16 protein-coding genes and 1 pseudogene are annotated in these 23,709 nt (G+C 73.6%); 8 read left to right on the top strand and 9 right to left on the bottom strand.

From position 1 onward, the window contains the following. Positions 1 to 51 precede the first annotated feature (51 nt). From OG994_RS30880 to OG994_RS30860, 5 genes are all read right to left on the bottom strand, one after another. A complete protein-coding gene (locus tag OG994_RS30880; protein WP_328851769.1) occupies positions 52 to 1,089 on the bottom strand; it encodes a lactonase family protein in 1,038 nt (345 codons plus the stop codon). 151 nt (positions 1,090 to 1,240) lie between these two features. Then, positions 1,241 to 1,843: a GTP-binding protein gene (locus OG994_RS30875; protein WP_120330494.1), complete on the bottom strand. Its 603-nt coding sequence runs from the start codon at positions 1,841 to 1,843 to the stop codon at positions 1,241 to 1,243. Continuing rightward, on the bottom strand, positions 1,824 to 2,210 hold the full coding sequence (locus OG994_RS30870; protein WP_120330568.1) for a DUF742 domain-containing protein: 387 nt from the start codon (positions 2,208 to 2,210) through the stop codon (positions 1,824 to 1,826). Before OG994_RS30870 ends, OG994_RS30875 begins: the two co-directional genes overlap by 20 nt. Next, complete coding sequence (locus OG994_RS30865) at positions 2,200 to 2,622, bottom strand: roadblock/LC7 domain-containing protein (RefSeq protein WP_120330493.1); 423 nt, start codon at positions 2,620 to 2,622, stop codon at positions 2,200 to 2,202. The genes OG994_RS30870 and OG994_RS30865 overlap by 11 nt, the downstream gene beginning before the upstream one ends. Further along, positions 2,622 to 4,988, bottom strand: coding sequence for a sensor histidine kinase (locus OG994_RS30860; RefSeq protein WP_328851768.1), 2,367 nt, complete (start codon positions 4,986 to 4,988; stop codon positions 2,622 to 2,624). Before OG994_RS30860 ends, OG994_RS30865 begins: the two co-directional genes overlap by 1 nt. Before the next feature lie 485 nt (positions 4,989 to 5,473). Between OG994_RS30860 and OG994_RS30855 the strand changes: the two genes are divergently transcribed. The 5 genes from OG994_RS30855 to OG994_RS30835 all read left to right on the top strand — a co-directional run bounded on the left by OG994_RS30855 (position 5,474) and on the right by OG994_RS30835 (position 9,883). Then, entirely contained in the window at positions 5,474 to 6,109 is a 636-nt protein-coding gene (locus OG994_RS30855) for a hypothetical protein (RefSeq protein WP_328851767.1), read from the top strand. Between the two features lie 13 nt (positions 6,110 to 6,122). After that, positions 6,123 to 7,148 carry a hypothetical protein gene (locus OG994_RS31665; RefSeq protein ID WP_407942557.1) on the top strand — a complete coding sequence of 342 codons (1,026 nt, stop codon included), beginning with the start codon at positions 6,123 to 6,125 and terminating at the stop codon, positions 7,146 to 7,148. 151 nt (positions 7,149 to 7,299) lie between these two features. Continuing rightward, positions 7,300 to 8,958, top strand: a complete 1,659-nt coding sequence (locus OG994_RS30845) for a sodium:solute symporter family protein (RefSeq protein WP_328851766.1) — start codon at positions 7,300 to 7,302, stop codon at positions 8,956 to 8,958. Positions 8,959 to 8,974: 16 nt separating this feature from the next. Next, complete coding sequence (locus OG994_RS30840; RefSeq protein WP_120330490.1) at positions 8,975 to 9,325, top strand: hypothetical protein; 351 nt, start codon at positions 8,975 to 8,977, stop codon at positions 9,323 to 9,325. Positions 9,326 to 9,499: 174 nt separating this feature from the next. Further along, complete coding sequence (locus OG994_RS30835; protein ID WP_328851765.1) at positions 9,500 to 9,883, top strand: hypothetical protein; 384 nt, start codon at positions 9,500 to 9,502, stop codon at positions 9,881 to 9,883. Between the two features lie 112 nt (positions 9,884 to 9,995). Here the strand turns inward: OG994_RS30835 and OG994_RS30830 are convergent, their stop codons facing one another. Further along, positions 9,996 to 11,735 (bottom strand): glycoside hydrolase family 6 protein, encoded by a 1,740-nt coding sequence (locus tag OG994_RS30830; RefSeq protein ID WP_328853836.1) that lies wholly within the window; start codon positions 11,733 to 11,735, stop codon positions 9,996 to 9,998. Positions 11,736 to 12,329: 594 nt separating this feature from the next. Between OG994_RS30830 and OG994_RS30825 the strand changes: the two genes are divergently transcribed. Beyond that, positions 12,330 to 13,421 (top strand): hypothetical protein, encoded by a 1,092-nt coding sequence (locus tag OG994_RS30825; RefSeq protein WP_328851764.1) that lies wholly within the window; start codon positions 12,330 to 12,332, stop codon positions 13,419 to 13,421. Continuing rightward, positions 13,405 to 14,103: a class F sortase gene (locus OG994_RS30820; protein WP_328851763.1), complete on the top strand. Its 699-nt coding sequence runs from the start codon at positions 13,405 to 13,407 to the stop codon at positions 14,101 to 14,103. The genes OG994_RS30825 and OG994_RS30820 overlap by 17 nt, the downstream gene beginning before the upstream one ends. Before the next feature lie 60 nt (positions 14,104 to 14,163). On the opposite strand, the gene OG994_RS30815 is transcribed toward OG994_RS30820, so the two are convergent. Further along, complete coding sequence (locus OG994_RS30815; RefSeq protein ID WP_120330485.1) at positions 14,164 to 19,221, bottom strand: NAD-glutamate dehydrogenase; 5,058 nt, start codon at positions 19,219 to 19,221, stop codon at positions 14,164 to 14,166. A gap of 289 nt (positions 19,222 to 19,510) precedes the next feature. Between OG994_RS30815 and OG994_RS30810 the strand changes: the two genes are divergently transcribed. After that, the gene (locus OG994_RS30810) at positions 19,511 to 21,472 is read left to right on the top strand and encodes a penicillin-binding transpeptidase domain-containing protein (RefSeq protein ID WP_328851762.1); all 1,962 of its coding nucleotides are present in this window, start codon (positions 19,511 to 19,513) and stop codon (positions 21,470 to 21,472) included. 155 nt (positions 21,473 to 21,627) lie between these two features. On the opposite strand, the pseudogene OG994_RS30805 reads toward OG994_RS30810, so the two are convergent. Both OG994_RS30805 and OG994_RS30800 read right to left on the bottom strand, forming a co-directional pair. After that, positions 21,628 to 22,674, bottom strand: a pseudogene (locus tag OG994_RS30805) (arginase family protein); the annotation flags it as partial. 84 nt (positions 22,675 to 22,758) lie between these two features. Continuing rightward, positions 22,759 to 23,664 (bottom strand): tetratricopeptide repeat protein, encoded by a 906-nt coding sequence (locus tag OG994_RS30800; RefSeq protein ID WP_328851761.1) that lies wholly within the window; start codon positions 23,662 to 23,664, stop codon positions 22,759 to 22,761. Positions 23,665 to 23,709: the final 45 nt, after the last annotated feature.

Below are 23,709 nucleotides of genomic sequence, written 5' to 3'. Positions count from 1 at the left end.
CGGCCTCGCCGTGTCGTCGTGACGGCCCCCGTCGCACCGGCCCGGGCGCGGTCAGGGCAGCACACACGTCGGGCTCGGCACCGCCAGCGGCTCGCCGGCCGGGGTGGGCATCCCGCTGTCGGCGTCCACCCGGAAGACGGTGACCACGTCGGCCCGCTCGTCGGCCACGTAGAGATGGTCGCCGATCAGCGCGAAGTGCCGGGGCCAGTCCCCGCCGGCCGCCACCTCGCCGACCCGTTCCGGCCGCTCGCCCCGCAGGTCGAACACGGCGATGGTGCCGACCCCCCGGTTGGCGACGTAGAGGAACGCCCCGTCCGGGCGTACGGCGACCTCCGAGGGCTGGACGTGCCCGGACCACCCGCTCGCGTCGAACCGGCCCCGCTCGTGCAGCGACCCGTCGTCGCCGAGGTCGTACGCGGTCACCGTCCCGTCCAGCTCGCCCACGAGATAGCAGCGCCGGCCGTCGGGATGGCGGGCCAGGTGCCGGGGGCCCGTGCCGGCGGCCGTACGGATCCGCGGCCCGCGCGGCACCAGCCGGCCGGTGGGGGCGTCCACGTCGTACCGGTAGACCGAGTCGGTGCCGAGGTCGACCGCGAGCAGCGGCCCGCCGGCCGGGTCCGGCGAGACCATGTGCGTGTGCGCCCGCTCCTGGCGCTGCGGGTCCGGGCCGTGCCCCTCGTGCACCACCAGGTCGCTGCGCTCACCCGGCACACCCCGCGGGTCGAGGGGGAAGACCGCCACGCTCCCGCCGCCGTAGTTCGCGGCGACGAGGTGCCCACCCCCGGGCAGCACGGCCAGGTGACAGGGTTCGCCGCCGCCCGTGGCCCGGCTCCCCAGCAGGGTCAGGCCGCCGTCCGGGTCCACCCGCCAGGCGCTGACCTGGCCGTCGGGAAGCTCGTTCACCGCGTAGAGCACGGGCGCCTCCGGGTGCCGGGCGAGGAACGACGGCGAGGCGGTGGGCGCCACGGTGCCCAGCGGCGTCAACGCCCCCGAGTCCGGATCGCGCCGGACGGCCATGATGCCCGTGCCGCGCCCGTCGCTCTCCGCCGTGTAGCACCCGATGTGGACGATCTCGCCCCGACCGTTCACGTGTCCCGTCCTTCCCGCGCCGGTCCCTCCGGTCCGATCCAACCAGAGGCTTCCCGCGCCGCGGCCCCGGTGAACCGCGCCGCCCCCGATTTTCCCGGCCGCCCGGCCGGCGGCGGACGGGGCACGGCCGGCGGCCGGACGGCCGGCGGGCTCAGGCCGCCGGCACCGGCTCACCCCGCTGCCGGGCCACGTGCTCGACCAGGGAGATCAGCACCTGCTTGCCCGACTGCCGGTCGCGCGCGTCGCAGAGCACGAGCGGCACGTCGGGGTCGAGGTCCAGCGCCCGGCGGACGGTCTCCAGGTCGAACCGGCGGGCGCCGTCGAAGCAGTTGACCCCCACCACGAACGGGATCCCCCGCTGCTCGAAGTAGTCGATCGACGGGAAGCAGTCGGCCAGGCGGCGGGTGTCGGCGAGCACCACCGCCCCGAGCGCGCCGAAGGCCAGCTCGTCCCAGAGGAACCAGAAGCGGTCCTGGCCCGGGGTGCCGAAGAGGTAGAGCTGGAGGTCGTCGTTGATGGTGATCCGCCCGAAGTCCATGGCGACCGTGGTGGTGGACTTCGTCTCCACGCCGGAGAGGTCGTCGGTGCCGACGCCGGCGCCGGTCAGGACCTCCTCGGTCTGCAACGGCCGGACCTCGCTCAACGCGCTCACCAGCGTCGTCTTGCCCGCGCCGAAGCCGCCGGCGACGAGGATCTTCAGGGCCAGCGGGAGCCGGGCGCCGGTGCCCGCCCCGTCAGAGCGCACGGAGTCCACTGACCACCGCCTTGAGGATGTCGTCGTGGGGACGCGCGGCCACGGCCGGGGGCTCGTGCACCGCGACCAGACCGCGCGCGAGGAGGTCGCCGAGCAGCACCCGGACCACGCCGACCGCGAGGTCCAGCTCGGCCGCCAGTTCGGCCACCGGGACGGGCCGGTGCGCCAGTTCGACCAGACGCCGGTGCTCCGGCGCCAGCCACGGGTCGGCGGCGTCGACGTCCCGCCCGGCCAGCACGAACGCCACGAGGTCGAACGCGTCGCCGGCGGGCCGGACCCGGCCGCCGGTGAGGGTGTACGGGCGGACGACCGGGCCGGCGTCGGCGTCCAGCCACTCGTGCGGCCCGGGGGACGGGTCAGCCAGCATCGACGGCACCCGCCGCCGACCGGGCGGGCGCCGTGAGGTACTCGCCCACCCGGGTGACCAGCATGGCCATCTCGTACGCCACCAGCCCGATGTCCGCGTCGGCGTCGCTCACCACGGCGAGGCAGGCGCCGGAGCCGGCGGCGGTGACGAAGAGGTACGCCTGTTCCATCTCCACCACGGTCTGCCGCACCGGCCCGCCGTCGACGTGCCGGCTCGCGCCCCGGGCCAGGCTGGCGAAGCCGGCGGCCAGGGCGCACAGGTGCTCGGCGTCGGACCGGTCGAGGTCGGCGGAGGCGCCGAGCAGCAGCCCGTCCGCCGACAGCACCACCGCCTCGCGGGCGGCCGGTACCCGTTGCACCAGCTCGTCGAGCAACCAGTCGAGATCGGCGCTCTGCTTCGTCGATTGCCGCACTAGGCGTCCCTCTCAGTATCGGTCGGTTGGTCGCCAGCCGTCGGGGCGTCGGACGGCGGGACCGGGTCGTGGCCGGCGGAAGCGGTCGGGCGGGCCGCCTCGGCGGCGGCGCGGCCCCGGGCGGTGCCCGCCTGCAGCGCCGACATCACCCGGCGCACCTCCTCCGGTGGGCGGGGGCTCGGCGTGTCGGTGGCCGCCGGCCGGGGGCGGCCCGACGGCGGGCGGCGGCGCACCCGGCGGGGCAGGCCGCCGAGCTCGGCGTCGGAAGGCTCCGCGCCGGCAGGCGGCGCCGGCTGCGGGGTGGTGGCCGTGGCCGCGCCGCCGGCCGGCGGGACGTCCACCGGCGCGGGGCGGTCGGACAGGGTCGGCGCACCGGCCCGGCGGCCCGCGCGGGGCCGGGGCACCGTGCGGCGGCGCGCGGCGGCCAGCCGCCGTTCCGGCCGTCCCGGCTCGCGGCCCACGACGTCCCCCACGCCCGGGGCCGGCTCCTCGGTGATCAGGTCGGTGGGGACGAGCACCACGGCGGTGACGCCGCCCGTGCCGGAGCGGCGCAGGTTCACCCGCACGGCGTGCCGGGCCGCCAACCGGGCCACCACGAAGAGGCCGAGCCGGGCGCTCTCCGCGGGGTCGAACTCGGGCGGCTGGGACAGCCGCCGGTTGGCGTCGGCCAGGGCGGCGTCGGACATGCCCAGGCCGTGGTCGGTGACCTCCAGGGCGTACCCGTCGGGCACCCGCTCCCCCGACACCGTGACCCGGGTGGACGGCGGCGAGAACGCGGTGGCGTTCTCGATGAGCTCGGCGAGCAGGTGGATCACGTCACCGACGGCCCGCCCGAGGACGCCGGCCGGCTGCACGGCCGCGATGTCCACCCGGTCGTACGCCTCGACCTCGGAGATCGCCCCGCGGACCAGGTCGACCATCGCCACCGGGTTGCGCCAGCCCCGGCCGGGCGCGGCGCCGGCGAGGATGACGAGGTCCTCGGCGTGCCGGCGCAGGCGGGTGGCCAGGTGGTCCACCTGGAACAGCTCCGCCAGCTCGTCCGGGTCCTCGGCGCCGCGCTCCATCCGGTCGAGGAGGGCGAGCTGCCGGTGCACGAGCCCCTGGCTGCGCCGGGCGATGTTCAGGAAGACCTCGTTGAGCCCGCGGCGCAGGGTGACCTCGTCCACGGCCGCCCGGACGGCCGTGCGCTGCACCTCGTTGAACGCCCGCCCCACCTGGCCGATCTCGTCGTCGCCGTACTCCAGCGGGGGCGCCTCGCGGGCGACGTCCACCTGCTCCCCGCGGCGCAGCCGCGCCACCACGTCGGGAAGCCGCTGCTCGGCGAGTTCCAGGGCGGCGGTCCGTACGCCGCTGAGCCGGCGGGCCAGCGTCCGACCCACGCGCACCGCGACCAGCACCGACACCACGACGGCGACCAGGCCGAGCAGGCCGGCGGCGGCGAGCCGGACGAGGATGCGTACGGCCGTGGGCACCGACCGGTCGGCGAGGTCGTCCGCCGCGTCCAGCTCGAACTCGCGCAGCTGCCGCTGGACCTCGTCGTAGCCAGCCTGCCACGCCGCCGGATCGACCGACGGCGCGTCCGTGGCGCCGGCGCCGATGATGGTGTCCTGCATGCTCCGCAGCCGGGTGAAGGCCGGCTGCTCGGTGAGCCGCTGGTACGCCGCCCGCTCCGCCGGGGGCAGGTCGGCGACCGCGTCCTCGACGAGGAAGCGCTGGTTGCCGATGATCTGCACGAAGCGGGTGTGCTCCCCCGGGGCGAACCGGCCGTCGGTCACGGCGGCGGCCAGCAGCGCGTCGGCCTGCCCGAGCAGTTCCCGGGACCGGCCGAGGGCGGTCAGCGCCCGCGCCTGCCGGTCGAGGTCCGGGTCCGGCAGCACCGCCATGGCGGAGAACGCCTGGAACGCCGAGCCGATCATCCCGTTGTAGAGGCCGAGGGCGCCCGCCCGGTCGAGCTTCCGCTCGTCGATGAAGCCCCGGCCGGCGGGAAGCGCCTCCAGGGCGGTGACCAGCTGGTCGATGCGCGCCTCGAGCGAGGCGTCGGCGGCGTCCCGCAGCTCGTCGCCCGCGACGCGGGCGCGCAGTTCGCCGATCGCCTGGTCCGTCCGCCGGCGCTGCGCGGCGAGTGCCGGCAGCGACTCGGTGCCGGCCAGCTGCACCACGGTGAGCCGCCGCTCCCGCTGCAGTTCGGCGACGACCGCCTCGCCGGGGCGGCCCAGGTCGTAGAGGAGGGTACGGGCGGCGAGCAGGTCGAGGGCCGGCCCGAAGGTGAGCGTGGTCGCGAAGATCCAGAGCGCCAGCAACGCGGTCACCGGCACGACGACCAGCGCCGTCAGCTTCGAGCGGATCGGCCAGTCGCGCGTTCTCATCGGACCTCGCCCGGAAGGTGTGGCAGGAGGGGCGCCGGCGACGGCCGGGCAGCGCTCCCACCGGGCAGCTCCCGGCGTCCGGCGCCGGGCACCGGCACGGGCGCCTTGGGCAGGATACGTAATCCGGGGCCGAAGCACTACCGGCCGTTGTGACCACCGCGACGCTCCGATGTGGAGGCGCGGGCCCCACGGCCGCCCGGCGGTCCGGCCCGACGGGTCCCCGGCGCCGGTCGATCGGACGTTGACGGCGATGCGCCAGTGGGTGCTGGTGCCAGCGCGTCCCCTGAGCCGGGTGCGGCCGGTTGGGCAGGCGCGTGGACCGGCCCGCCGCGACGACCCCCGGCCGGGCGGGGACGGACGCCGGGCGCGGGCGGGGACGGACGCCGGGCGCACGGCGGCCTGCGGGGCGACGACCCAGGAAAGTGCCGCGAATCGGGATTGCCGATCAGGGAACGGAGGGAATACCGGGTGACGAAGGAGGAGCCATGTCACCCACGCAGATAGTCGTCATCGTCGTCGTCGTGCTGGTGGTCGCGGCGCTGGTCGTCGCCGGCCTGACCCTCGCCCGCCGCCGGTCGCTGCGCGACCGGTTCGGCCCCGAGTACGACCGGGTGGTCGCCGAGCGGAACAGCCGCGCCGCCGCCGAGCGGGAGCTGCGGGAACGGGAACGGCGGCACGCGGAGCTGCGGCTCACGCCGCTCGACCCCGAGTCCCGGGCCCGGTACGCCGCCGCCTGGGAGGAACTCCAGGCGCGCTTCATCGACGCACCGGCCGAGACCGTCGGCGACGCGGACGAGCTGGTCACCCGCCTGATCGCCGAGCGGGGCTACCCCACGGGTGACTTCTCCGACCAGATCGCCCATCTCTCCGTCGAGCACGCCCGCACGCTGTCCCACTACCGGGACGCCCACGAGATCCACCTGCGCAACAGCCGGGGTGAGGCCAGCACGGAGGACCTGCGTCAGGCGGTCGTCCACTACCGGGCCCTCTTCGCCGACCTGCTCGGCGAGGAGCCGGTACGGCCGCGGGTGCCGGAGCAGCCCGGCCCGGAGCGGCAGCCCGACGGGCGGCACCCGGAACGGGGACGGCCCGAGCAGTCCCAGGACGCCACGAACCGCTGAGGAGGGCACCGCGATGCGCCACGAGGAGCAGCAGGTGAGCAACGACCACCCCGAGGCCGTCCGGTCGGCCCCGGTACCCGTGCCGTCCGCCGGCGGGCGGACCGAGGTGCCCGAGGACGCCCTCGACGACCGGGGCACCTTCGACGACCCGTCCGTGGCCGGCGACGACCGGACCCGCCGGACCGGCGATGACGACCGGTCCCCGCGGGCCGGCGGCGACGGCGCGACCGACGACGACACCCGGGTGACGCGGACCGCGCAGCGGGACGCCGACGAGGGGGGCTTCCACGACCCCGCACCGGTGCCGACCGCGCTCGGCGCCCCCACCGTGGCCGGCGCCGTGGCCGCGTCCGCCCTGGCCAGCCCGCGTCCCGAGGACGAGGTGGACGCCCGCGAGGAGCGGACGGCCCGCCCGGGCGACGGCGCGGAGGAGGGCGAGCGCGAGGGCCTGCGGGCCGACCCGACGGCCGAACTGCACCGTCGCGGCGGCCCGGTCACCGCGGCGGCCGCCGAGCCCGGCCGGGTCCGGACGGAGGAACCGCCCCGGGCCCGTGTCGTGCCACCCGCCGTCGACGGCGACCCGGGACGGCGGCCCGATGCCGCCGACCCCGACGCCGCCCCGTACGGCAGCCCGGCGCCCCGGATGGTCGACCCCGACGCGGACCCGGCCGCCGGCGGGGGCGTCGGGACCGTGGCGGCCGCCGCGGGCGCACCCGGTTCCCTGGCGTCGGCGGGGACGGCCCGGCCGGCCGGCTCGACCGTGGCGGCCGAACCGGCCAGCCTCTTCGACGCGCGGACCGCGCAGACCTTCCGCGACCGCTGGCGGGACGTCCAGCTGCGGTTCGTGGACGACCCGCGTGCGGCGGCCGGCGAGGCCGAGGCGCTGGTCGAGGAGGCCATCGAGGCGCTCTCCGCGGCGCTGGCCGCGCAGAAGGACACCCTCGGCGGCTGGCAGGAGGCGGGCTCGGCGGACACCGAGGAGCTGCGCATGGCCGTACGCCGGTACCGGGACTTCCTGGACCGGGTGCTCGGCCGCTGACCGTCGCGGGGGCGCCCCGGCCGGACGGCCGGGGCGCCCCCGTGTGTCCGCCCGCGTGCCGCGCCGCGCCGCGGCAGGCGTGGATTTTCGCGATCGGGGTAATAGGCCGCGCGCACCACGGACGCGACGGACGGGACGAAAGGTGACGGGGATGGACGGCGGCGGACTACGGCTCAACATGAACGCCCTGGACTACGCGCTGCTGGGGCTCTACTTCGTCACCGTTCTCGGCGTCGGCTTCGCGGCGCGGCGGGCGATCCGCACGAGCGTCGACTTCTTCCTCTCCGGCCGGTCGCTGCCGGCCTGGGTCACCGGCCTCGCCTTCGTCTCGGCGAACCTGGGGGCGCTGGAGATCATCGGCATGGCCGCCAACGGCGCCCAGTACGGCGTCATGACGGTCCACTACTACTGGATCGGCGCCGTGCCGGCGATGGTCTTCCTCGGCATCGTGATGATGCCCTTCTACTACGGCTCCAAGGTCCGCAGCGTCCCCGAGTACCTGCGGCTGCGCTTCAACCGGCCGACCCACCTGCTGAACGCCATCAGCTTCGCCGTGGCGCAGGTGCTGATCGCCGGGGTGAACCTCTACGCGCTGGCACTGGTCATGCAGGCGCTGCTCGGCTGGCCGCTCTGGGTGGCCATCGTCGTGGGCGCCGCCATCGTGCTGGTCTACATCACCATCGGCGGGCTCTCCGGCGCGATCTACAACGAGGTGCTCCAGTTCTTCGTGATCCTCGCCGGCCTGATCCCGGTCACCGTGATCGGCCTCGTGAAGGTCGGCGGCGTCTCCGGCCTGATGGACGCGGTCCGCGAGTCGAAGCTCGGCGAGGCGGGACTGCACGCCTGGCAGGACACGGGCAGCACGGCCAACCCGCTCGGGGCGCACTGGATCGGCATCGTCTTCGGCCTCGGCTTCGTGCTGTCGTTCGGCTACTGGACGACCAACTTCGCCGAGGTCCAGCGCGCCCTCTCGGCGAAGAACATGAGCGCGGCCCGGCGTACGCCGATCATCGCCGCGTACCCGAAGCTGGTGATCCCCGCGGTGACGGTCATCCCCGGCCTGGTTGCCCTCGTGACCGTGCAGGGGCTCGGCGCCCCGAGCGGCGACCTGCAGTACAACAACGCGATCCCGCTGCTCATGCGGGACCTGCTGCCCAACGGCGTGCTGGGCGTGGCGGTCACCGGCCTGCTCGCCTCGTTCATGGCCGGCATGGCGGCAAACGTGAGCGGTTTCAACACGGTGTTCACGTACGACATCTGGCAGGCGTACGTCCGCCGCGGTCGCCCGGACGACTACTACCTGCGGATCGGCCGGTACGCGACGGTGGCGGCCGTGGTCATCGGGATCGGCACCGCCTTCATCGCCGCCGGTTTCAGCAACATCATGAACTACATCCAGGCGCTCTTCTCGCTGTTCAACGCCCCGCTGTTCGCCACGTTCATCATCGGCATGTTCTGGAAGCGGATGACCGCACTGGCCGGCTTCTGGTCCCTGCTGCTCGGCACCCTGGCGGCGCTGCTCACGTACCTGCTCTACAAGGGCGGCGTGATCCACTTCAACTCGGACCTGGAGGAGAGCTTCTGGGGCGCCGGCATCGCCTTCGTGACGGTGGCCGTCGTCGCCGTGATCCTCACGCCGCTGACCGCCCCGAAGCGCGACGAGGACCTGCGCGGGCTGGTCTACGGCACCGGCGGCATCGACCTGAAGGCCGACGTGCTGGCCGGGGACACCGCCTGGTACCGCTCCCCCGTGCTGCTCGGCGTGATCGCCCTCGCCCTGGCCGTCGTCCTCTACATCCCGGTCTTCTAGGAAAGGTGCGCGCGAGATGGACAACCGCAGTGAGCCGGCCCGCGATCCGCTCGTCACGGCGGCCGAGGCCGAACAGCGGCGTTCGGCCGCCGCACGCCTGTTCGACATCCGCCGGGTGATCGGCGCCCTCTTCGTCGCCTACGGGATCATCGTGACCCTGATGGGCGTCTTCGACAGCCAGGCCGAGATCGACAAGGCCGAGGGCGTGCGGATCAACCTCTGGTCCGGGCTCGCGATGCTCGCGTTCGGCCTGCTGATGCTGCTCTGGCAGTGGCTCCGGCCCGCGGAGCCGCCCGCCGAGCCCGAGGAGCGGGGCGTGATCGGGCCGCCCGAGGACAGCGGCCCCGGCTCCTCGAAGATCGGCTGACCCGACGGGCGTTCGCTCGGCCCGCCACGCCCCCGCCGTCGGCCGGGCACCCGGAGGACGGCCCGGGCACGCCGCCGCACCGCGCCCGGCCTCGCCGGCGCCGGTCCGGGCATGACGTCGCGCGCACGGGGTACGCGACGGGAGGAACGCGCCTCGGGACAGGAGGGCAGCAGCATGAGCGATCGCGACCGCCAACCGCCGCTGGAGGAGAGCCCGGAGATGGCCGCGGCGGTGGACGACGACAGCACCGTCCCGCAGCTCCGCACCGGCGGCGGCGCGGACCGGGACAACCCGGCGTTCGCCCAGCCGGGCGAGGGCGGCGCCTCGGGCACGCCGACCGAGGACCTTCTCGGCGACCCGTACGCGGCCGGCACCGGGGCCACCGGGACCGGCACGGGTGCCGGCGGGGACAACATCCGCACCGGGGCCGAGCAGCCCTGGGAGCCGGAGGACCTGGTGATGGCCCGGGGTCAGGACCTCACGCCGGAGAACATCGAACGGGCCCGCCGGGACCTCGACGAGCTGGGGCAGGCCGCCGTGGAGCGGACGGTGCCCTGACACCGGCACACGCGAGGAGGTCCCTGGCCCGACCGGGGGACGGTCGGGCCAGGGACCCGGGAGGCCGGCCGCCGCTGCCTCACCTACCCGCGGCGGCCGGCGGGCAGCACACTCACAGCGGCGGGTAGGCGTTCCGCATCAGCTCCTGGAACTGGGCGGAGAACCAGGCGCCGGAGATCGGCGCGTTCGGGAGGGCGCCCGTCGGGTTGTTGCCGTTGCGCGCGTTGCCCCCGTACGTCGGGTCGCACATCCGGTCGAACCCCTTGCCCTCGTCGTTGGGGATGTACTCGCTGGAGCCGTCCGACTCGCCCGGGGGCTTCACCCAGACGTACGCGTCGATGCCCGGCTCGGGGTTGGCCCGCGGCCGCTCACCGAGACCCGCACCGGCCTGGTTGCACCAGTTGCCGGCGTGGATCCGGCGGTCGATCCGGCCGCCGTTGACGTACGCGTCGACGCTGGTCGTCGGGCCGGGGCCGGCGGGCCGGGCGGAGCCGCCCCACCCGTTGCGGGAGGTGTCGATCAGCATGCCGATGCCCGCGTCGAAGCCCACCGAGACCAGCTTCTGCCGGAACGCCTGGGCGAACGACAGTTCGTCCACGTACTGGTTCCAGTCGATCCACTTGGACTGCCGCACCGTCTGGCCGTTCACCGTGTCGGTGACCTTGACGTACGGCTCGCGCAGCGCCGAGTAGTTGGCCGTGTTGACGATGAAGCCGTGCACGTTCCGCACGGTGCTGCCGGAGGCCGTGGCGGCGGTCTTCAGCATGTCGGCCGTCGGGCCGAAGTTGCTGTCCCAGCCGATCCAGCCGTGGTGGGCGGCGTCGATGTAGTTGTAGACGTTGCCGATCGCCCCCAGCTTCGCGAGGGCGTAGCCGACGCCGTTGACGTACGCGCCGTTGGCCTTCACGGTGTCGCACATGGCGGTGCCGCCGGGCTGGCCGGAGGTGTTGGTGACCAGGTTGGGCAGCGAGTCGATCTCGATGATGTTGATGATCTGCAGGCTCGCGTACTTCGGGTCGCCCTGGATCGCGGCGATCGGGTCGATGTACTCGGCCTTGTACCGGGGCAGTTCGTCCGGGCCCAGCTCGCCGTTCGACGCCAGCGCCGCGCAGTCCCGGCCGGGCAGGTTGTAGATCACGAACTGGATGTAGCCGGCGCCCTGGCGCAGCGCCTCGTCGAGGTGGTCGCGGAGACCCATGGCGCCGTTCGAGCTGCTGTCCGGCGTGCCCTCGATGGCGGCGATGCGGTCCAGCCAGACCGCGGTGGGGTTGTTGGAGACGCGGCTGCCGCCCGGCTCGGCGTCCGCCTTCGCCTTCCACTCCGGGTTCACGTAGCCCCGCACCCCCTGGTACGGGTTGTCGACCCGGCCGTCCGGCGGGTCGGTCGGGGGCGGCGTGGTGGGCGGAGGCGTGGTGGGCGGGGTGCTGCCGTCGCACGTCACCCCGTTGAGGGTGAACGAGGTGGGCTTCGGGTTGCTCCCGCTCCAGGCGCCGTTGAAGCCGATGCTCGTGGACGCGCCGGTGGCGAGGCTGCCGTTGTACGACAGGTTGCGGGCCGTCACCTGGCTCCCGGACTGGGAGAACTCGGCCGACCACCCCTGCTGCACCCGCTGGCTGGAGTTCGGGAAGGTCCAGCCGAGCGTCCAGCCGTTGATCGGATCGCCGAGGTTGTGGATGGTGATGTTGGCGGTGAAGCCACCCGGCCAGTCGTTGGTCGAGTAGGTCACGTCGCAGCGGGTCGCGGCGTGCGCCACGGTGACCGGTAGGGTCACCAGCCCGCCGGCGACCAGGACGCCCGCGCCGGCGAGCGCGAGGGCCCGGCGTGGGGCGGACAGTCTTCTCCAGACGTTCATTGCCACTGAACTCCTTGGGCGAGACCGGGCCCGCGGACGGCCCGGCGAGGGGGGCCGGTGGACGTCGCGGTGGGACGGCCGCCGGCGCCGACGGGATTGCTCGGGAGTGCCCGACCCGGACGGGCGGTGGTGGTGCGCGACCGGCGTGACCCGGCCGGTCGCTTCGGCGGCCGGAGACCGTCCCGGTGGACCGGGTGCCCTACGGCTCCTGCCTGGCGGTGTGGCTCCGCGACCGCGTGGAGCGATTCTTGCATGGGAGCGCTTCCATGGCAATCCCTCGATGCCTTGGCGGTCCGCGACCTCGGGAAGTCGGGCGATGGCGGGCCAGCGAGGACATCGATCCCGAGCGGGTCGAACCGGGACGCGGGGGACCGTCCGTACCACCGCCGGAAGGCCGGCGCCTCAGGTCCGGAACCCCGCGACCGGCCCGCAACAGGGCCGGCCGTACGGGACGGTACTTACCTCTCCGAACGGTCGTATCCCCAATACACGTAGAAACACGAATGTTCTCCTTCATAGGTCATGAAACGGTCTAACGTCAGCTCTAGCTCGGGGGCACCGAGTCCAGGACAAAGGGATGGAGTGACGCAGGTCATGGCTAAGAAGATGCTCGGGAAGGTCGTCGCGGGCGCCGCCCTCGGTGGGGCGTCCCTCCTGGTGTTCGCGCCGGGGGTCGCGTTCGCGGACGGTCACCACGACGGGAAGGACCGCGACGGCAAGGTCCTCGCCAAGCCGCACGTGGTGAAGGCCGGCGAGGAGGTCAAGCTCCTCGAGATCTGCAGCGAGCCGCAGAAGCACGCGTACGTCTGGTCGAAGGTCACCGGCAAGGTCGACCTGAAGCCGGTCAAGGACGGCGAGGACCGGGGCGACTGGCGCGACGAGGACTCCTACGGCCGCGACGACAAGGACGAGCACGGCAAGGACGACAAGGGCCGCGACCACGAGGGCAAGGACGAGCACGGCAAGGACGACAAGGGCAAGGACGAGCACGGCAAGGACGAGCACGGCAAGGACGACAAGGGCCGCGACCACGAGGACAAGGGCGACAACGGCGAGACGGCGAAGCCGCAGCCGCCGGCCGACGAGGCGCAGCCCGACGGCCAGGGTGGCGGCGCCGCGGCCGACGCGGCCGACGAGGGCAAGGACGAGGACAAGGGCAAGGACTGGAACGGCTACGAGCACGGCCAGGACGCCGAGGGTCGCGGTGACCACGGCGACAAGAAGGACCACGAGGAGTACGGCTCCGAGGAGCGCGGCTCGTGGGAGGACAAGGGCCGCGAGCACGGCTCCGAGGAGTACGGCTCGGACGGGTACGGCTCGGACGAGTACGGCTCCGAGGAGAAGGGCTCCTGGGAGGACAAGGGCCGCGACGGCGGCTGGAACGGCGAGGACTCGCGCGACCACGGCAAGGGCGAGGACAAGTGGGAGCACAAGCGGGACTTCGTCTACTACGGCGAGGCGAAGGTCGACAAGTGGGCCAAGCCGGGCCGCTACGAGCTCAAGGGCTCCTGCGGCGAGGGCGAGCTGGTCGTCACGCCGCGCGGCGGGGTCGACGGCGGTGACGGTGGCGTCGCCACCGGTGCCGACATGAACCTCGCCGCGGGTGGCGCCAGCCTGCTGGGCGCCGCCGCCCTGGGCGGGATCGTCCTGCTGCGTCGCCGGCGGACCGATGAGTTCGTCGCCTGACGCGACGGGGACACGGGCCGGCGGCCGTCACGGGAGACCGTGGCGCGCCGCCGGCGCCGGCGTCGTCGCCCTCCTCGCCCTGGCCGGCGCCGGCATGGTCGGCGCCGCGTTCAAGACCACCCCCGCACCCCGCCCGCCCCAGCCACTGGCCCAGGCCGCCCCCGAGTCCGGCCGGCCGAACGAGGCGGACCAGCCCGGCGAGGGACAGCCGGCCCCGACCGGCCTCCCCCGCGCCACGCCCACCACCATCACGATCCCCCGGATCGGGGTGGACGCGCAGATCATGAAGCTGGGCACCAACCCGGACGGCACCGTCCAGGTGCCGCCGCTCGACCAGGCGCAGCTCGCCGGCTGGTACGAGCCCGGCCCGGCCCCCGGCGAGGTCGGCAACGCCGTCATCGTCGGCCACGTCGACTCGGCCAAGATGGGGCCCGCGGTCTTCTTCGACCTCGGCGCCCTGCAGGCCGGCGACACGGTCACGGTGAAGCGGGACGACGGCCGGTCGGTCACCTTCCGGATCGACTCGGTCGAGTCGTACCCGAAGGACGCGTTCCCCACGGAGCGGGTGTACGGGCCGAACGACCGGCCCGGCCTGCGCGTGGTGACCTGCGGCGGCCAGTTCGACGAGACCGCCCGCAGCTATCTGAACAACGTGATCGTCTTCGCCAGCCTGGTCGGCTGACACGACGGCGCGGTCCGGCCGGTCGGGTTGTCCCGACCGGCCGGACCGCGTCCGGCGGCGTTAGGCCGCGGCCGAGGTCCGCACCAGCGTGCGGATCTGGCGCAGCAGCACCGACAGGGCGGCGAGGTCCGCCCGGGACTCGTCGAACTCCCCCATCGCCCGGCGGGTGCGGTGGACGGAGATGGCGTTCGACTGCTCCCACTGCTGCACCCGCTCCTGCGGGGGCAGGCTGTCCGGCGTGGAGTCGAGCACCTCCGCGGTGAGCGCGGCCAGCGCGGCGTACAGGTCGTAGCGCAGCGCCATCCGGGCGAGAGTCTGCCACCGGTCCTCCCGCGGCAGCAGGGAGATCTTCGACAGCAGCGCGTCCACCCGGAACAGGTCGGACAGCACGAAGTAGACCGGAGCCACCTCGCCGACGTCCCGACCCCGGCTCGCCGCGGTCTCCACCACGTCGAGCAGGCCGAAGCTGTACATCAACCGGGTCGCCTGCTCGGCCAGCTCGCGCGGGAGACCCCGCTCGGTCATCGAGTCGATGTGGGCCCGGATGGCCTCCCGCTCGCTGCCGTAGAAGAGGTTCTCCAGCTCCGGCAGGAGCCGGGCCACCCCGTCCCGCAACCGGGCGATCTCCCCCGGCACGTCGATCGGCGAGCGGCGGTTGGTCACCAGCCACCGCACCGCCCGGTCGAGCAGCCGGCGGGTGTCCAGGTAGACGGTCGTCTGCAACTCGGGCGAGACCTTGTTGTCCAGCGCCTCGACCGCGTCCCACAGCTCCCGCAGCCCGAACACGTCGCGGACCACCACGTACGCCCGGATCACGTCCGCCGGCGACGCGGCCGTCTCCTCCATGACCCGGAAGACGAACGAGATGCCGCCCCGGTTGATCGCCTCGTTCACCAGCACCGTGGTGACGATCTCGCGGCGCAGCCGGTGCCGGGACATCCGGTCGGCGAACCGCTCCCGCATCGGCGTCGGGAAGTAGTTGACCAGGACGTCGGTCGTCCACTCCTCGTCCGCCAGGCCGTCGGCGAGGATGTCCCGCTCCAGCACGATCTTGACGTACGCGAGCAGCACCGCGAACTCCGGCGCGGTGAGGCCGGTCTCGGACCGGACCGCCAGCTCCTCGTCCGGCGGCAGCGCCTCGAGCGACCGGTCCAGCGCACCGGAGCGCTCCAGCTCGTTGATCATGCGCCGGTGCACGGGAAGGAGCGAGGCCGCCTGCGCCTGGGCGTTGTTGATCGCCCGGGCCTGGTCGTAGTTGTCGCGCAGCACCAGCGTGGCGACCTCGTCGGTCATCTCGGCGAGCAGCTCGTCCCGCTGCTCCGTGGTCAGCTCCCCGTCGGCGACCGCGGTGTTGAGCAGGATCTTGATGTTCACCTCGTGGTCGGACGTGTCCACACCGGCCGCGTTGTCGATGAAGTCGGTGTAGATCCGCCCGCCGGTCAGCGCGTACTCGATCCGGCCGAGCTGGGTGAAGCCCAGGTTGCCGCCCTCGCCGACCACCCGGCAGCGCAGGTTCCTGCCGTCCACCCGGATCGCGTCGTTGGACTTGTCGCCCACCTCCGCGTTGGTCTGGCTGGACGCCTTGACGTACGTGCCGATGCCGCCGTTCCAGAGCAGGTCCACCGGCGCCGTGAGGATCGCCCGCATCAGCTCCTGGGGAGACATCTGGGTCACGTCGTCCTCCAGGCCGAGCCGCGCCCGCACCTGCGGCGAGATCGGCACCGACTTGGCCGTACGCGAATACACCCCGCCGCCCTCGGAGATCAGCTCCGGGTTGTAGTCCTCCCACGACGAGCGCGGCAGCTCGAACAGCCGCTTCCGCTCGGCGTACGAGATGCCGGCGTCCGGATCCGGGTCGAGGAAGATGTGCCGGTGGTCGAACGCGGCCACCAGCCGGATGTGCTGCGACAGCAGCATCCCGTTGCCGAAGACGTCGCCGCTCATGTCACCGACGCCGACCACGGTGAAGTCCTGGGTCTGGGTGTCGTGGCCCAGCTCCCGGAAGTGCCGCTTGACCGACTCCCAGGCGCCCCGGGCCGTGATGCCCATCTTCTTGTGGTCGTAGCCCGCCGACCCCCCGGAGGCGAACGCGTCGCCGAGCCAGAAGTTGTGCGCCGCCGAGATCTCGTTGGCGATGTCGGAGAAGGTGGCCGTGCCCTTGTCCGCCGCGACCACCATGTACGGGTCGTCGCCGTCGTGCCGGACCACGTCCTGCGGCGGCACGATCCGGCCCCCGACGATGTTGTCGGTGACGTCGAGCAGGCCGGAGATGAACTCCTTGTAGCAGATGACGGCCTCGTCGCGGTCGCCCGGCTTCTGCTTGAGCACGAAGCCGCCCTTGGCGCCGACCGGCACGATGACGGTGTTCTTCACCATCTGCGCCTTGACCAGGCCCAGCACCTCCGTGCGGAAGTCCTCCCGCCGGTCGGACCAGCGCAGACCACCGCGCGCCACCGGCCCGAAGCGCAGGTGCACACCCTCGAAGCGCGGCGAGTACACGAAGATCTCGAACTTCGGCCGCGGCGCCGGCAGGTCCGGGATGGCCTGCGGATCCAGCTTGAACGCCACGTACGACTTGGGTCGGCCGTCCTCGCGCCGCTGGTAGAAGCTCGTCCGCAGGGTGCCCTGGATGAGCGTGAGGTACGCGCGCAGGATCCGGTCCTGGTCGAGGCTCGCCACGTCGTCGAGCGCCTCGCCGATCGCGGCGACCAGTTCGGCGCTGTGCCGCTCCCGCTCCTCGGCCTCGATCGGGCCGGGCGCGAACCGCGCCTCGAAGAGCCGCACCAGCAGCTCGGCGATCTGCGGGTACGCGATGAAGGTCTGCTCCATGTAGTCCTGCGAGAAGACCGTCCCGGCCTGCCGCAGGTACTTCGCGTACGCCCGGAGCACGACCACCTGACGCCAGGTCAGCCCGGCGCGCAGCACCAGCTCGTTGAAGCGGTCGACCTCGGCCTCGCCCCGCCACGCGGCCGCGAACGCGTTCTCCACGTGCGGGCGCACCTCGGCCAGCTCCTGATGGCCCTCGGGCAGTTGCAGCCCGAAGTCGTAAAGCCATATCCGGCCGTCGATCCGGTCCACCTCGTACGGGTGCTCGTCGATCACCCGGACGCCGAGCGAGTGCAGCACCGGCAGCACGGCGGAGAGCATCATCGGCTCGCCGTACCGGTAGACCTTGAACCGCACGTCCATCGACTCGTCGACGTCCGCGCCGGCGCGCGCGCCCGCCCGCGGGGCGAGCTGCTTGCGGAACAGGTGCATCTCGAGCTGGCCGGGCTCCTCCAGCAGCTCCAGCTTGGCCAGGTCCTTCATCGCCTCGTACGGCGTGTGCCCGTCCTTGTAGCCCTCGGGGAACGCGTCGGCGTACCGGGCGAAGAGGTGCTTGGCCTGCTCGTCGCCGAGCTTGCGCTCCAGCACCAGCCGGTAGTCGTCGTCCCAGAGCCGGGTCGCGTCGGCCAGCTCCTCGGCGAGCAGGTCGGCGTCGATCTCGCTCGGCGGCTTGGTCGGGTCGGTGCGGACGATGAAGTGCACCCGCGCGAGCATCGACTCGGTGACCCGGGTGGTGTAGTCCACCCCGACACCGTTCAGCTCCCGCAGCAGGATGTCCTGCATGCGCAGGCGGTTCTGCGTCGTGAACCGGTCCCGCGGCAGGTAGATGAGGCAGGAGATGAACCTCCCGTACGCGTCCTTGCGCAGGAAGACCCGCAGCTGCCGGCGGCCGGCCATGCGCAGGACGCCGATGACCGCGTGGTAGAGGTCGTCCGTCTTGATCTGGAACAGCTCGTCGCGCGGGTAGGTCTCCAGGATCTGCAGCAGATCCTTGCCGGAGTGGCTACGCTGGCTGAGGCCGGAACGTTCGAGCACCTCGGCCACCTTGCGGCGGACCACCGGCAGTTCCCGCACGCTCGTGCGGTACGCGGCGGTGGAGAACAGGCCGATGAAGCGGCGCTCGCCGACGACCTCGCCGGCCTCGTCGAACACCTTGAAACCGATGTAGTCGAGGTACGCCGAGCGGTGCACGGTGGCCCGCGAGTTGGCCTTCGTGATGATGAGCAGGCGCTTCTCCAGCACCTTCTCGTGCGCCTCGGGCGTCATGGACGACAGCGTCCGGGGCTCCGTCGAGTCCTGCCGGAGGATGCCCAGCCCGCTGCCGAGCACCGCCTCCAGGGCCTGACCGCCCTCCGGCGTGTCCACCAGCCGGTACTCGCGGTAGCCGAGGAAGGTGAAGTGGTCGTGCGCGAGCCAGCGCAGCAGCTCGACCGAGTCGGTGATGTCCTTCTCCGGGACCGGCGGCCGGTTGTCGCTGGTCCGGGCCGCGGCGAGCTCGTCGGCGAGCGACAGCGCCCGCTGGCGCATCTTGGGCCAGTCCTCCACGGCCTCGCGCACGTCGGTGAGGACCCGCTGGAGTTCCCGGCGGAGCCGGTCGCGTCCGGCGGCGTCGCGGACCGGATCGATCTCGATCCGCATCCAACTTTCCACCAGGTCACCGGCGATCGCGTCGTCCGGCTCGACGTCGGCGGCGACCTCGGTCAGCCGGCCGAGCGGCTCCCGGCGCACGACGACGAGCGGGTGCACCAGCAGGTGGACGTCGAGGTGGTGCGAGTTGAGCAGCGCGGTGACCGAATCGACCAGGAATGGCATGTCGTCCACGACGATCTCGATGACCGTGTGGTGCTGCTCGGCGTCCGGCTCGTGGATGCGCAGCTTCAGCTCGCCGGGCACCCGCTGCTGCGCGAGCTCCCGGTGGGCGCGCGCCGCGGCGAGCATCTCCTCGGCGGTGAAACCGATCAGCTCCTCGTCCGGAGCGAACCGCCAGAAGCGGCTGACCAGCGCCGCCGCCTCGTGGTCGTCGCCCGCCAGCGCGACCGCCTGGGCCACCAGGCGCTCCGCGTTGGGCACGGGCTCATCGAGCTCGCTGTCCTCGGACTCGTCGGCCAGCGCCTCCGCCGGCAGACCGAGATCGTAGATGGTGTCGATGCTCGACCCGGTCAACCCTGTCACGCCCGTGTCGAGCCGGCCGTAGCCGTCCCCGTCGGTCGCCGAGTCGAAGCTGTCGTCGTTCCGGCCGGTGTCATCCTGCCGGAGGTCGGGTTCCGGTTTGATCGCCGGACGCCGGTCCATCGGTGCCACTCCCCTCGACCCACCGCGTTGTGGGTCACTATGCCGCCCAGCCTAGGCCCTGCCGATCTGCCCCTCTGCCGGCGGACCACGGGCCGGACGTCCGGATCGCGACTCTGTCCTTTCGCCCGTTGCGGGTCCGAGGTTGGCCGACCCGGGAGTACCCCGTCGCGCGATGTTCATCACGCCGCCACGGGTCCGTCTTTTCGCACGTCGGGACCCATGCCGGGACGATGGGGGCGGCGCGGACGTACTACGGTGGGGCGTCCCGAGAACGGAGGGAATCCGCTTCATGCTCCTGTCGTACCCGCGCCACCCCGCCCGAGGCCGGACCCGGCGTCCGCTCGTCGCACTCGCCGTCACCGTCCTCGCCGCCGGCGCGCTCACGGCCTGCTCGGACGGGGACGGCCCCGAACAGAGCGTCGACGCCTTCCTGTCCGGCTGGCACTCCGGCGACCTGCAGAAGGTGGGGTTCGTGGACCCCACCGGCGCCAAGGTCGCGGCGTCGGAGGTGACCAAGCAGCTCAAGGAACTCTCGGGAGAGCTCGCGAACACGCCGCCCACCCTACGCCGTCAGGGTGAGGCCAAGGTCACCGCGGACACCGCCACCGCGGCGGTCCAGGTCGAGTGGACCCTGCCCGGCGACACCCGCTGGGAATACGAGCGGCAGGTGACCCTGGTCCGCGGCGACGACGACCAGTGGCAGGTGATGTGGGAGCCGCGGGTCGTGCACGAGAAGCTCACCGACGGTGACCGGTTGGGGCTGCGCCGGGACACCGGCCCCCGGGCCGCGGTGCTCGACGGCGCCGGTCAGCCGATCGTGGCGCCCCGTCCCGTGGTCCGGGTCGGTGTGCAGCCCAGCGAGGTGAGCGACGCCAAGGCGCTCGTCCGCCAGCTCGATGCCGCCTTCCGGGCGATCCGTCCGGCGCTCGTCCCGGCCGTCGACCTCTCCGACCTGCCGAAGCGTCTCGACGAGGCCGATCCGGGCGCGTTCGTCGAGGTGGTGACGCTGCGGGACGAGGCGTACCGGCAGATCAAGTCCCGCATCTACGACCTGCCCGGCACCAAGTTCCGCGCCGACAAGCTCGACCTCGCGCCCACCCGCGAGTTCGCCCGGGCGTTGCTGGGCTCGGTGGACCCGGCCCAGGCCGACGACCTGGCCGAGCATCCCGACAAGTACGCGGCCGGCGACCTCGTCGGCCACGGCGGGCTCCAGGGCCGCTACGACGACCGGCTGCGCGGCCGGCCGGGTCTCACGGTGCTCGTCGAGCGTCCCGGCGAGGACGGCACGCTGGTCCCGACCGGCACGGAGCTGTTCCACAGCGAGCCGCAGCCGGGCCAGCCGTTGAAGACGACGCTCGACGTCGCCACCCAGAACGCGGCCGACGCCGCGCTGCGCGGTGAGAAGCGGCGCTCCGCCCTGGTGGCGGTCCGCATCAGCGACGGCGCGGTGCTCGCCGCGGCGAACGGTCCGGGGGCGGCCGGGGAGAACCTCGCCTTCACCGCCCAGGTGCCGCCCGGCTCCACGTTCAAGATGGTGAGCGCGCTGGGCCTGCTCGACCGGGGCGCCGTCACCCCGGACACGCCGGTGACGTGCGACAAGACGTTCACGGTGGACGGCCGGTCGTTCAAGAACTCCGACAACTTCGCGCTCGGCTCGGTGCCGTTCCGCACCGACTTCGCGAAGTCCTGCAACACGGCCTTCGCGGCCCTCGCCCCGAAGCTGGGGGCCGACGGCCTCGCCGTCGCCGGCCGCTCGCTCGGCCTGGAGGGCCAGTGGGACCTCGGCATCGACGCGTTCACCGGCAAGGTCTCGGCGAACGGGTCGCCGGCCGAGCAGGCCGCCGCCTCGTTCGGCCAGGGCACCACCGTGGTGAGCCCGCTGGCCATGGCGTCCGCCACGGCGGCCGTCGCGCGGGGGCGCTTCGCGCAGCCCAAGCTGCTGCTGGACCCGGCCCCGGCCAAGCCCGCCGCGGCCGGCCCGGAGCTGAAGCCCGAGTCGGTCGAGGCGGTGCGGGCCATGATGCGCGAGGTGGTGACGGCCGGTACCGGCACGGCCCTCAAGGACGTCCCGGGCCAGCCGGTGTACGGCAAGACGGGCACCGCCGAGTACGACAACAACCCCGCCCACACGCACGCGTGGTTCGTCGGCTGGCAGGGCGACGTGGCGTTCGCCGTCTTCGTGGAGCAGGGCGGGTCCAGCACGGCGTCCGCCGTACCGATCGCCGAGCGCTTCCTCCGCGCCCTCCGCTGACCCGACCCGGTCGATCATGAGGTTGGCGGGCGATCTGGAGATCGAAGGCCCCGCCAACCTCATGATCGACGCGCGCGTCCTGCCGGCCTTCCCGGTCCGGGTACCGGTCAGGCGAAGCCGGCGGCGGAGCGTGGGCTGTCGTCGTCCGACGACTGCGGCTCCGGGGCGGGCCGGTCCGCCGGGTCGAGCCCGCCGGCGGCGCTGACGGGCGGGCGGCCGGCGCCCCGGCGGGGCGCGGGCGCCGGCGGGGGTGTCGAGCCGGGCAGCAGCCGGGGCGGCACGGCCCCGGGCGAGGTCACCGGCGTCAGCCCCGCCACCACGGTGTTGACGATCTCGGCGGCGTACGCGCCGTCCGGGTCGTAGTCGGGGTCGAACACGGTCAGCTCGACGCCCAGGCAGTGCGGCGTGTCCACCAGGCCGGCGAGCAGGATCTCCAGCTCCGCGAACGCGATCCCGCCCGGGTCGGGCGCGTCGACGGCCGGCATCACGGCCGGGTCGAGCACGTCCACGTCGATGTGCACCCAGTAGCCGGCGCAGTCGGCCAACTGCTCGTGCGCCCACTGCGCGGTCCGGGCCGCGCCCTCGGCCCGCAGCGCCGGCACCGGCCGGGTGACGATCCCGGCGGCCTGGAGGTCGAGGCGGTACTCGTCCTGCGCGCGGATGCCGAGCACCACCACGTCGACGTCCCGGAAGTACGGCCGGCGCCCCTCGATGGCGGCGAGGTCGGCCTGTCCCCGGCCGGTGACGAGGGCCAGGTCCTCACCGGCGGCGGCGCCGACGTACGACGCGTTGCCGGGGTGCCGGAAGTCGGAGTGGCCGTCGACGAAGACCAGCCCGATCCTGCCGCCGACCGCCTCGCCGAGCCGGTGCATGGCCAGCGCCGAACCGAGCAGCACCGAGCAGTCGCCGCCCAGCACCAGCGGGAACTCCCCCCGGTCGATGATGCCCCCGATCCGGTCGGCCAGCGCCACCGAGTACGCGGAGATCTCCCGGGCGTGGCACACGCCGTCGCCGGGCCGCCAGTCGCCCGGGTCGTACCGGGGCGGGGTCAGGCAGCCGGCGTCCCGGGCCCGCAGGCGGGCGAGCAGCCCGTGGTCCCGCAGGGCGCCCGGCGCCTTCGCGCAGCCCGGCACGGAGCTGGGCGTGGGCGGGCGCAGGCCGAGGTTTGTCGGCGCGTCGAGGACGGCGATCCGGCGCGTCATGGGCTCCCGTCCTCGGTCGTCGGGCGGGCCGGCCGGTCCGCCGGCCCGCGCTGGTGTGCTACGTGCTCGGAACCGTTCGGGTGGTCAGAACAGGGCGCTGGCCAGGGCCCGTCGGGCCGAGGCGACGGCCGGGTCCTCGGGGCCGGCGATGGTGAAGAGGCCGACCAGGTGCTGGCGTACCTTCTCCCGGTCGTCGCCCGTGGTGCGGCGCACCGTGTCCACGAGGCGCTTGTAGGCCTGCTCGGCGAGCCCGCTGAGCACCTCGATGTCGGCGGCGAGCAACTGCGCGTCGACGTCGTCGGGGTTCGCCTCCGCCGCGGCGAGCGCGGCCTGCGGGTCGGCGCCGGCCACCCGGCGGGCCAGGCCCACCTGGGCGAGTCCGGCCTCGGCCGCCGCGTCGGCCGGGGACTCGGCCAGGATCTTGCGGTACGCCCGCTCGGCGGCGTCGAGGTCGCCGTTCATGAGCGCGTCGTCGGCCTCGTCGAGGCGGGGGTCGCTCGGCGCGGCGACGCTCACGCCGCCGGCCTTGAGCACGGCCTGGATCCACTGCCGCAGCTGCGCCTCGGGCACCACGCCGGCGAACGCGTCGATCGGCTGGCCGCCGACCACCGCGTACACCATGGGGATGCTCTGGACCCGGAACATCTGCGCGATGCGCGGGTTGGCGTCCACATCGATCTTGGCGAGCACCCACGCGCCGCCGCCCTCGACGGCGAGCCGTTCCAGCACCGGGGAGAGCTGCTTGCACGGCTCGCACCACTCGGCCCAGAAGTCGACGACGACCGGGGTGTTGAGCGAGCGTTCCAGCACCTCGGACTGGAAGGTCGCCTCGGTCACGTCGATGACGGTGACACCGCCGACCGCGCCACCCGGCGCGCCAGCGGGCGGGCCGGACTGGGCCGGAGCGGAGGAGGGGGCGGGGGTGCGCAGGGCGCTGAGGTCGACCGCGCCGCGAGTGAAGATCGACGAGGTGATCCGTGGGTCGCTCATGGTTATCTAGTTTCGCACGGACGTCGCCGAACTCAGATCAACCGC

The sequence above is a fragment of the Micromonospora globbae genome, from assembly GCF_036184225.1.
Lineage (GTDB): Bacteria > Actinomycetota > Actinomycetes > Mycobacteriales > Micromonosporaceae > Micromonospora > Micromonospora globbae.
Note: the sequence above shows the minus strand (reverse complement) of the source record. Positions and strands in the feature narration are given on the sequence as shown.